The following is an 8,920-nucleotide window of genomic DNA, read 5'->3' on the forward strand; positions in this document are numbered from 1 at the left end:
ACCACCGCCCCGACCCGCCCCCGCGTCGCCGTCACCCTCGGCGACCCGGCCGGCATCGGCCCCGAGCTCGTCGCCCGGCTGCTCGCCGACCCCGAGACCACGGCCGCCGCCGACCTGCTGCTGATCTCCGACCCGACCGAACTCGCCCTCGCCGAGGAGGACTCAGGCCTGGCCATCGACTACGCCACCACCTCCACCGAGGGGAAGCCGCTGCTCGTCGACAACGGCGACCGGCGGCCCGCCGCGCCCTTCGAGCGGCGCAGGGCCACCGAGGCCGGCGGGCGGTGGGCCATGGACAACCTGCGGGTGGCGCTCGACCTGGCCGCCAAGGGCGAGGTCGACGCCATCCTGTTCGCCCCGCTCAACAAGTCCTCGCTGCACCTGGCCGGGCTCGCCGAGAGCGACGAACTGCGCTGGTTCGAGGTCGTCCTCGGCGTCGAGGGCTTCACCTCCGAGCTCAACGTGCTGCCGGGCCTGTGGACCTCCCGGGTCACCTCGCACATCTCCATCGCCGAGGTGGACGCCGGCATCACCCGCGAGCGGGTGGCGGCGGCCGGCCGGCTGCTCGACGGGGTGCTGCGCGGTGGCGCCGACATCGCCGCGCCCCGCGTCGGCGTCTGCGCGCTCAACCCGCACGCGGGGGAGAGCGGCCGCTTCGGCCGGCACGAGATCGACATCATCGCGCCGGCCGTCGAGGACCTGCGGGCCGAGGGGATCGACGCCACCGGCCCCTTCCCCTCCGACACCATCTTCCTGCGGGCACGCGCCGGCGACTTCGACGGGGTGCTGACCATGTACCACGACCAGGGACAGATCGCGATGAAGCTGATGGGCTTCGACGGCGGCGTCACCATCGCCGGCGGGCTGCCCATCCCGATCTGCACCCCGGCCCACGGCACGGCCTTCGACCTGGTCGGCAGGCGCGCGGCCACCATGGGCTCGATGAACAACGCGTTCCGCCTGGCCACCAGACTCGGCGTCGCTGCGGCGGCCGGCGGAAGGCGGCGGAGCGCTTAGGCGGCGCCCACGGGGGCCCGGGGGCCGCGCCGCCGCAGACGCCGGGGCGTGGGCGCTACCGGCCTCCACGGCGCTGCGGGTGAAAGCCGGCCCGTCGCGGCATTGCCAGCGGAGCGCCTACGCGTCCAGCTCGTCGGCGAGCTCAGCGAGCAGCCGCCGCTTGGGCCGGGCGCCGACCAGCGACCGCACCGGCTCGCCGGCGCGGAACAGCATCAGCGTCGGCGCGGACAGTACTCCGTAGGCCGACGCGGTGGCCGGGTTGTGGTCCACGTCGAGCGAGACCACCCGCATCCGGTGGGCCTCCTCCCGCGCCAGCTCGTCGAGGACCGGCGCGATCATTCGGCAGGGCGGGCACCAGTCGGCCGTGAAGTCCACCAACACGGGGAGCTCAGAGCGCAGCACCTCCTCCGCGAAGGTCGCGTCAGTGACCTCGGTCACGCTCGTCGTGGCGGTCATCGTCCGTCCTCCAGGTCGTCGTCGATCAACTCGCAGCGCGGCGGCGGGCCGCCCGGCACCCGGGCGCCGGCCGCCAGCTCGGCGGCGGCCAGCCGGGCGCCGAGCGTGGTCCGCACCTCGGTGAGCCGCGCGACGAAGGCGTCGAGCTCGGCCAGCTTGCGCCGGTAGACCTCGAGGGAGGCGGGGCACACGTCCCCGGCCGGCTCCCCGGACCGCAGGCAGTCGACGAACGGCCTGGTCTCCTCCAGGTCGAAGCCGAAGTCCCGCAGCGTCTGGATCTGCCGCAGCTGCCGCAGGTCGTCCTCGTCGTAGTCGCGGTAGCCGTTCCCCGCACGCCGGGACCGCAGCAGCCCGCGCGACTCGTAGTAGCGCAGGGTCCGTGTCGTCGTCCCCGCGCGCTTCGCCAGCTCACCGATGCGCATGGCTCCCGACCGTAAACCTTTACGTCGACGTACAGGCAAGCAGCGGGCCCCCGTGACGCAGACTGGGGTCATGGACCTGCAGATCACCGCCACCGACCCCGAGCACCCGATCACGCTCCTCGACCTGCCGTGGGACGTGCCGCTGACCGACTGGCCCGAGAAGCACCTGGTCTCGCTGCCCCGCGGCATCTCCCGGCACGTGGTGCGGTTCGCCAGGGCCGGCGGCGAGGTGGTCGCCGTCAAGGAGGTCGGCGAGTGGGCCGCGGTCCGCGAGTACGGGCTGCTGCGCGACCTGGGGCGGCTCGCCGTGCCGGCCGTCGACCCGGTGGCCGTGGTCACCGGCCGCCACGACGTGAACGGCGAGCCGCTCGAACCCGTGCTGATCACCCGGCAGCTGAAGGGCTCGCTGCCCTACCGGTCGATGTTCGAGACCACCATGCGGCCCACCACCATCAAGCGGCTGCTCGACGCGCTTGCCGTGCTGCTGGTCCGGCTGCACCTCAACGGCTTCGCCTGGGGCGACTGCTCGCTCTCCAACACCCTCTTCCGCCGGGATGCCGGCGCCTACGCCGCCTACCTGGTCGACGCCGAGACCGGCCAGATCCAGCCCACCCTCTCCAACGGGCAGCGCGAGTACGACCTGGAGGTGGCCCGGGTCAACATCGCCGGCGAGCTGATGGACCTGGAGGCGGGCGGCTCCCTGCACCCCTCGGTCGACCCCGTACCCTTCGGCGACGAGATCTGCGAGCGCTACGGCGAGCTGTGGCACGAGCTGACCCGCACCTCCGTCTACCCCAGGGACAAGCGCCACTACATCGACCGGCGGATAAGGCGGCTCAACGACCTGGGCTTCGATGTCGCCGAGATGCAGATCAAGCGCTCGCCGGACGGCGACGCCGTCACCTTCCTGCCCAAGGTCGTCGACGCCGGCCACCACCAGCGCCAGCTGCTCCGCCTCACCGGCCTCGACGCCGAGGAGAACCAGGCCCGCAGCCTGCTGCGCGACCTGGAGACCTGGATGGCGTCGCAGGACGACTACGCGCCGGGCGACCCGCTCGGCGCCCGCCCCGAGGTACTGGCCCACCGCTGGGTCCGCGACGTGTTCCGACCCGCCGTCCGGACCGTGCCACGGGAGCTGCGGGAGAGCGTGGACACCGCGCAGATCTACCACGAGCTGCTCGAGCACCGGCTGACGCTCTCCGAGCTGCGCCGCGAGGACGTCACCATGGAGGAGGCGGCCCGCGACTACCTGGCCGGCCGCGGGAGACGGGGTCCTGACGACGAGGACGCGGTTGTCTTCCCGGCCTGACGCGGCCGTCTCCTGCCGGCCACCGCCCGGCTCACCGCCGGACACGTCGCGCCGCCATGCTCGGCGCGTGCTCCGACGGATCCTCTGTCTGCTGCCGATCGTCGCCGTGGCCGTCTGGCTCGTCCACAACCGGTCGCACCTGAGCTCGGGCGTCCGGCAGGCGCTCGATGGGAACGGGTACTGGATGCTGGCCGCCGTGGCCAGCACCCTGCTCGGCTGGGTCGCCGTCTCGTTCGCCCGGCAGGGCACCGTGCTCGAACGGCTGCCCGCCGGCCGGCTGCTGGTCACCCAGTTCGCGGCGGGGGCCGCCAACCACCTGCTGCCCTCAGGGATCGGCGCCGGCGCCGTCAACATCCGCTTCATGGCCCGCTGCGGGCTGCCGCCGGCCCGCTACTCGGCCGCCCTCGCCCTCTACTACCTCGCCGAGGGCGTGGCCCGGGTGACGCTGCTGCTCGCGCTGCTACTCGCCTTCCCCGAGGCGCTGCGGCTCGAGACGTTGCTGCCCGAGGAGATCGGCCTGTCGCTGGCCGCCACCATGGTGGGCGCCGTGCTGCTCGCGGTGGCCCTGGCGCTGGCCTGCGTGGGCCGGGTCCGCCGGGCCGTGGTCACGTTCACGCGCACCGCGCTCACCGACGTCCGCTCGCTGCACACCAGACCGTCCCGGGTGCTCGCGCTGTGGGGCGGCTCCTTCGCCTTCCCGATGCTGCAGGCCGCGGGCCTGGTGACCGTCGCCCTCGCGCTCGGCCTGACCGTGCCCGTCGGCCACCTGGTCCTCGCCTACCTGGCCGCCTCCGTGGTGGCGGCGGCCGTGCCCTCGCCCGGCGGCATCGGCTCGGTCGACGCGGCGCTGGTCGTCGCCCTGGTGGCCACCGGTGCCACCGCCGGCGCCGCCACCGCGACCGTGCTGGTCTACCGGGTGATCACCGTCTGGCTCCCCCTGCTGCCCGGCGCGCTGGTGCTCGCCGGCCTGGTGCGGTGGAAGGTGGTCTGACGCGGCCGGGTGTGCCGGGACCGCGGCGCGGTCCCGGCACGGCGGCGCGCCGCTCGGCCGGCTACTGACCGACAAGGCCTGGCTGGAGAACCCTGGTGTAGAGCACGGTGCCGCCCAGCTCGCGCAGCCTGACGGTCAGCTCGCCGCTGCCGCCGTCGATCTCCACCTCGCCGTAGAACTGGTAGCCCTCGGCCGGCGACACGTTGCCGCGCTCCGGCGCCTTGACGAACACCCGCTCGGGGCCGAAGGTCGCGTCCAGCGCACTGGCCGGGAAGGCGCCGGCGTTGATCGGCCCGGTCACGAACTCCCAGAAGGGCTCGAAGTCGCCGAACGCCGCCCGGGACGGCTGGTAGTGCTGCGCCGAGGTGTGGTGCACGTCGGCCGTCAGCCACACGGTGCCGGTGATCCGGCGGTGCTTGACGAAGCGCAGCAGCTCGGCGATCTGCAGCTCTCGGCCGAGCGGCGCGCCAGGGTCGGCGTTGGCGACCGCCTCGAAGTCGGTGGCGCCGTCCGGCACGACAAGGCCGATCGGCATGTCGGCCGCGATCACCTTCCACACCGCCCGGGAACGGGACAGCTCGGTCTTGAGCCAGCGCAGCTGCTCGGCGCCGAGGATGCCCTGCTCGTTCTCGCCCTGCCGGTTCGGGGAGTTGGCGTCGCGGTGGGTGCGCATGTCGAGCACGAACACGTCGAGCAGCGGGCCGTACCGCACCACCCGGTGCACCCGCCCGTCGCGGGTGGGGCTCAGCGTGGGGATGGGGAAGTACTCGGCGAACGCGCGCCGCGCCCGGCCGGCCAGCACGTCGACGGACTTCTCGGTGTAGCGGTCGTCGGCGAGGATCTCGCCGGGGTACCAGTTGTTGGTGACCTCGTGGTCGTCCCACTGGACGATGGCCGGCACCTGGGCGTTGAAGCGCCGCAGGTTGGCGTCCTGGAGGTTGTAGCGGAAGTTGCCCCGGTACTCGGCCAGGGTCTCGGCGACCTTCGCCTTCTCGGGGGTGGTGACGTTGCGCCAGACCCGGCCGTCCGGCAGGGTCACGCGGTCGGTGAGCGGGCCGTCGGCGTAGACGGTGTCGCCGCTGAAGAGGAAGAAGTCGGGGTCGAGGCGGCGCATCTCCTCGAAGAGCAGGTAGCCGCCGAGCTCCTCGTTGATGCCCCAGCCCTGACCGGCGAGGTCGCCGGACCAGACGAAGCTGACGCCGTCGCGGCGGCGGGCCGGCGCGGTGCGGAAGGTGCCGGTCACCGGCTCGCCGACCCGGCGCGGGTCGTCGGGGTCGGCGAGCAGCACCCGGTAGTGCACCTGCTCGCCGGCCGGCAGGCCGCGCAGCGGGGTGGTGCCGGTGTAGTCGGTGCCCGGGCCGAGCAGCGGGCCGCGCCAGCGTTCCACGCGCCGGAACGAGTCGGTGGCCGAGGTCTCCACGATCATCCGGGCCGGCTGGTCGGAGCGCACCCAGACGAGCCCCGACGAGCTGGTGACGTCCCCGACCTGGACGCCCCAGTCGGCGCTCGGCCGGCCGGAGAGCGCCAGGGCGGGCGCGGTGCCGGCGAGTGCGGGGAGGGCGAGCCCGGCCGAGGCGGCGAGGCCGCCGCGTAGCACGTTTCTCCTTGACGGTCGCATCGAGGGCAACACCGGCATCCGCTTTCTCCTGTCGCTCATGTGTTCTTCGACAGTCGGCAGCATGGTCCGGCGACCGCCCGCGGCCGAGGCACGCGGGCGGAAATCTCGGCGAACAGCAGCCCAACGGACCAACTGGTCTTTCAGTACAGCACGGGCCAGCCGCTGCTCCAGTTGATCATGTTGACGCCGAGCTTGGGGGCGCCGTTGTCCTGGCCGTCGTAGTAGTGGTAGACGAGCAGGTCGCCGTCGACGTCGCTCATCACCGACTGGCCGCCGGGGCCGATGTACCGGCCCTGCGTCTCCCGTACCAGGGTGCCGCCGCCGTTCATCAGGTTGACGCCGTTGCGGTCGACGAACGGGCCGTTGGGGCTGGTGGAGCGGCCCACCTTGATGTGGTAGGTGCTGTTGGTGCCGGCGCAGCAGGTGCCGTAGGAGTTGAACAGGTAGTAGTAGCCGTTGCGCTTGACCAGCGTCGGGCCCTCGATGCCGCCGCCCTGGGAGGCCAGGCTGTAGACGGTGCGGTTGGTGGCGTGCCGCAGGCCGGTGGCCGGGTTGAGCTGGATCTGCTTGATCCCGGTCCACCAGGAGCCGAACGTCAGCCACCAGGTGCCGTTGTCGTCGACCAGCAGGTTGGGGTCGATGGCGTTGTGGTTGGAGCTCGAGGTGGTCGAGTAGACGATGCCGCGGTCGGTGAAGCTGCCGGGACGGCCGGTGCTCGAGGTGGCGAGGCCGATCGCCGAGTGGTTGGAGCCGAAGCTGGAGACCGCGTAGTACAGCCAGTAGACGCCGTTGTGGTAGGAGATGTCGGGCGCCCAGGGGCTCTGCTCGGGCGAGTAGGTCGACCACCAGGACAGCGGCGAGCTGAACGCGGAGCCGGCGTTGGCGAACGCGATCCGGTCCGACGAGGTGCGGGCGTCAAGACGGTTGTTGGAGCCGTACAGCACGTAGCCGGAACTGGTCCTGATCATCGAGGGGTCGTGGATGCCGACGGCGCCGGTGACCAGCCCCGGGTTGGGGTAGGCGACGGCGCTGCCGGGCGTCAGCAGCAGCATGGCGGCGGCGGCCAGGGCCGCCGCCATGAAGCGGGACAACAGGCGGTACACAGGGCTCACGGTGGCACTCCTCACCGGTGGGGAAGCTCTCACCGCTGAAGTGGTCGCGACCCGGCGGAAGGTTGCCGAAAGCCCCGCCCCTCTACGCCAGTTCGACGCCCGGGCGGCCGTTCTCCACCCGCAGGGTGGCCAGCGTGCTCGCGGTCGCCGTCGGCTGGCGGACGGTGTCCACGATCCGCACCCGGGCCTCGACGCCGCGCCGGTCGATGTCGAAGAGGTGGTAGCCGCGGTGCGCGTCGAGCAGCTTCCAGTGCGGGTTGTCGGCCCGGCGCGGGTCCCACTCGGCGCGGAAGGCGGCCTGGTCCTGGTCGCCGTTGGCGCTGATCGAGGTGGAGACGAACTCGGCGCCGACGACCCGGGAGCCGGGGTCCGCGAAGTCCCGCCTGAGGTCGCTGATCATGGTCAGGTGGCGGTCGCCGGAGAGCACCACCGGGTTCCGGAAGGCGGCGAACTCGTCGAGCAGCGCGTTCCGTTCCACCTGGTAGCCGTCCCAGGCGTCGTAGAACCACTGCTTGCCGTCGCCGACCAGCAGATCGGTCTCGGCCATCATGATCTGCGAGCCGATGAGGTTCCAGCGGGCGGGGGAGCGCCGGAGGCCGTCAAGCAGCCAGCGCTTCTGCTCGGCGCCGAGCATCGTCAACAGCGGGCTCCCGGCGCCCTCCTGGTTGGTGGCCTGGTCGCTGCGGTACTGCCGGGTGTCGAGCACCTGGAGCCTGGCCAGCCGTCCGAAGTCGAGCCGGCGGTGCACCCTGATGTGCGGGCCGGAGGGCACCGCGGTGGCCCGCACCGGCATGTGTTCGTAGAACGCCTGGTAGGCGGCGGTGAGTCGGGCGACGAACGCGTCGTGCGGCTGCCGGTCGGGGTCCTGCGGGATGTCGCCGGCGAAGTCGTTGTCCACCTCGTGGTCGTCGAAGGTGACGATCCACGGGGCCTCGGCGTGCATCCGCGCCAGGTCGGGGTCCGTGCGGTACTGGGCGTACCGGTTGCGGTACTGGACCAGCGAGTACGGCTCCCCGGTGCCCTCGTGGCGGCGCACGGCGGTGGCGGACGGCCCGCTCTCGTAGATGTAGTCGCCGACGAACAGCACGGCGTCCACGTCCTGCCCCGCCATGTCGGCGTAGGGCGTGAACCAGCCGTGCTGCCAGTTCTGGCAGGAGGCGAGCGCCAGCCGCAGCCGGCCGCCCTCGGCGTGGGCCGGGGGCGCGGTGCGGGTGCGGCCCACGGGGGAGAGTTGGTTCCCGACCCGGAAGCGGTACCAGTGGTCACGGTGTGGGCGCAGGCCGCGGACGTCGACGTGCACGCTGTGCCCGAGGGAGGGTTCGGCCCGCGCGGTGCCCTGCCGGACGATCCGCCGGAACCCGGCGTCCTCGGCGATCTGCCAGCTCACGGTCGCGGCCTGGTCCGGCATGCCGCCGCCGGTCAGCGGTTCCGGCGCCAGCCGGGTCCACAGCACCACGCCGTCCGGGAGCGGGTCGCCGGAGGCCACGCCGAGCGAGAACGCCCCGTCGGGCACCGTGGGTTCGGCCGGTCGGGCGGCGACCGGGCGCGCGGCGCGCACCCGCGGCGGCACGGCGCCGGCCGGTGCCGCGCCCGCCAACTGGCCGACCGCGACGCTGCCGAGGGCTGTGGCGCCGGCGGCGAGGAAGCGGCGCCGGCCGGTCCTGGATTCGGACATGAGTGTTCCTCCGGTATGTCGGGGACATGGCACTCTGCCGGGGCAGACCGTGACAGCCGCTCGATACCGGTGCCTTAACGGCGGTGAGCCGCGACCTTACGGCGCAATGTGGCTTGCGGACCGGGACCGATGGCCGAAAGGCGCCGGAATGTTCCGTTCTCCGGGTCGTCGGAGAACGGAGTCGATTGTTCATCCGGCGATTTCCGGAACGACGAAAGCGCCTGCTTGCATCGCAGTCCGGTGAAAATCCTCCGAATAGTCCTCCGAACCCGGAAAGCGGCCCTGAGTCACGTTGTCCCGCCCCCCACACCCCCCGCACC

8 protein-coding genes are annotated in these 8,920 nt (G+C 72.7%); 3 read left to right on the top strand and 5 right to left on the bottom strand.

Annotated features, from left to right (window positions below; genetic code table 11):
• Positions 1 to 1,017, top strand: a 1,017-nt coding sequence (locus tag E1265_RS28715; protein WP_207931251.1) for a 4-hydroxythreonine-4-phosphate dehydrogenase PdxA, incomplete at its 5' end; no start/stop codon positions are given.
• Positions 1,018 to 1,134: 117 nt separating this feature from the next.
• Here E1265_RS28715 and trxA read toward each other — a convergent pair.
• Together trxA and E1265_RS28725 are read right to left on the bottom strand one after the other, a co-directional pair.
• Complete coding sequence (gene trxA / locus E1265_RS28720) at positions 1,135 to 1,473, bottom strand: thioredoxin (protein WP_132933911.1); 339 nt, start codon at positions 1,471 to 1,473, stop codon at positions 1,135 to 1,137.
• Complete coding sequence (locus E1265_RS28725) at positions 1,470 to 1,895, bottom strand: MerR family transcriptional regulator (protein ID WP_132933912.1); 426 nt, start codon at positions 1,893 to 1,895, stop codon at positions 1,470 to 1,472. The genes trxA and E1265_RS28725 overlap by 4 nt, the downstream gene beginning before the upstream one ends.
• Before the next feature lie 70 nt (positions 1,896 to 1,965).
• Here E1265_RS28725 and E1265_RS28730 point away from each other — a divergent pair, with 70 nt between their 5' ends.
• The gene (locus E1265_RS28730) at positions 1,966 to 3,204 is read left to right on the top strand and encodes a DUF4032 domain-containing protein (protein ID WP_132933913.1); all 1,239 of its coding nucleotides are present in this window, start codon (positions 1,966 to 1,968) and stop codon (positions 3,202 to 3,204) included.
• 67 nt (positions 3,205 to 3,271) lie between these two features.
• Positions 3,272 to 4,195, top strand: a complete 924-nt coding sequence (locus E1265_RS28735; RefSeq protein WP_243741181.1) for a lysylphosphatidylglycerol synthase domain-containing protein — start codon at positions 3,272 to 3,274, stop codon at positions 4,193 to 4,195.
• A 61-nt stretch (positions 4,196 to 4,256) separates the two neighbouring features.
• Here the strand turns inward: E1265_RS28735 and E1265_RS28740 are convergent, their stop codons facing one another.
• The 3 genes from E1265_RS28740 to E1265_RS28750 all read right to left on the bottom strand — a co-directional run bounded on the left by E1265_RS28740 (position 4,257) and on the right by E1265_RS28750 (position 8,600).
• Positions 4,257 to 5,852: an alkaline phosphatase D family protein gene (locus E1265_RS28740; RefSeq protein ID WP_132933915.1), complete on the bottom strand. Its 1,596-nt coding sequence runs from the start codon at positions 5,850 to 5,852 to the stop codon at positions 4,257 to 4,259.
• Positions 5,853 to 5,953: 101 nt separating this feature from the next.
• Positions 5,954 to 6,892, bottom strand: a complete 939-nt coding sequence (locus tag E1265_RS28745) for an arabinan endo-1,5-alpha-L-arabinosidase (protein WP_132933918.1) — start codon at positions 6,890 to 6,892, stop codon at positions 5,954 to 5,956.
• Between the two features lie 115 nt (positions 6,893 to 7,007).
• Positions 7,008 to 8,600, bottom strand: coding sequence for an alkaline phosphatase D family protein (locus tag E1265_RS28750; protein WP_132933916.1), 1,593 nt, complete (start codon positions 8,598 to 8,600; stop codon positions 7,008 to 7,010).
• Between the last annotated feature and the right edge of the window lie 320 nt (positions 8,601 to 8,920).

The organism is Streptomyces sp. 8K308, assembly GCF_004348315.1.
Taxonomy (GTDB): Bacteria; Actinomycetota; Actinomycetes; order Streptomycetales; family Streptomycetaceae; genus Streptomyces.

Excerpts from the sequence above, each read along its gene's own strand:
- E1265_RS28740 (WP_132933915.1), bottom strand. The coding sequence starts at position 5,852 with ATGAGCGACAGGAGAAAGCGGATGCCGGTGTTGCCCTCGATGCGACCG.
- trxA (WP_132933911.1), bottom strand. The coding sequence starts at position 1,473 with ATGACCGCCACGACGAGCGTGACCGAGGTCACTGACGCGACCTTCGCG.
- E1265_RS28750 (WP_132933916.1), bottom strand. The coding sequence starts at position 8,600 with ATGTCCGAATCCAGGACCGGCCGGCGCCGCTTCCTCGCCGCCGGCGCC.
- E1265_RS28745 (WP_132933918.1), bottom strand. The coding sequence starts at position 6,892 with ATGGCGGCGGCCCTGGCCGCCGCCGCCATGCTGCTGCTGACGCCCGGC.
- E1265_RS28730 (WP_132933913.1), top strand. The coding sequence starts at position 1,966 with ATGGACCTGCAGATCACCGCCACCGACCCCGAGCACCCGATCACGCTC.
- E1265_RS28725 (WP_132933912.1), bottom strand. The coding sequence starts at position 1,895 with ATGCGCATCGGTGAGCTGGCGAAGCGCGCGGGGACGACGACACGGACC.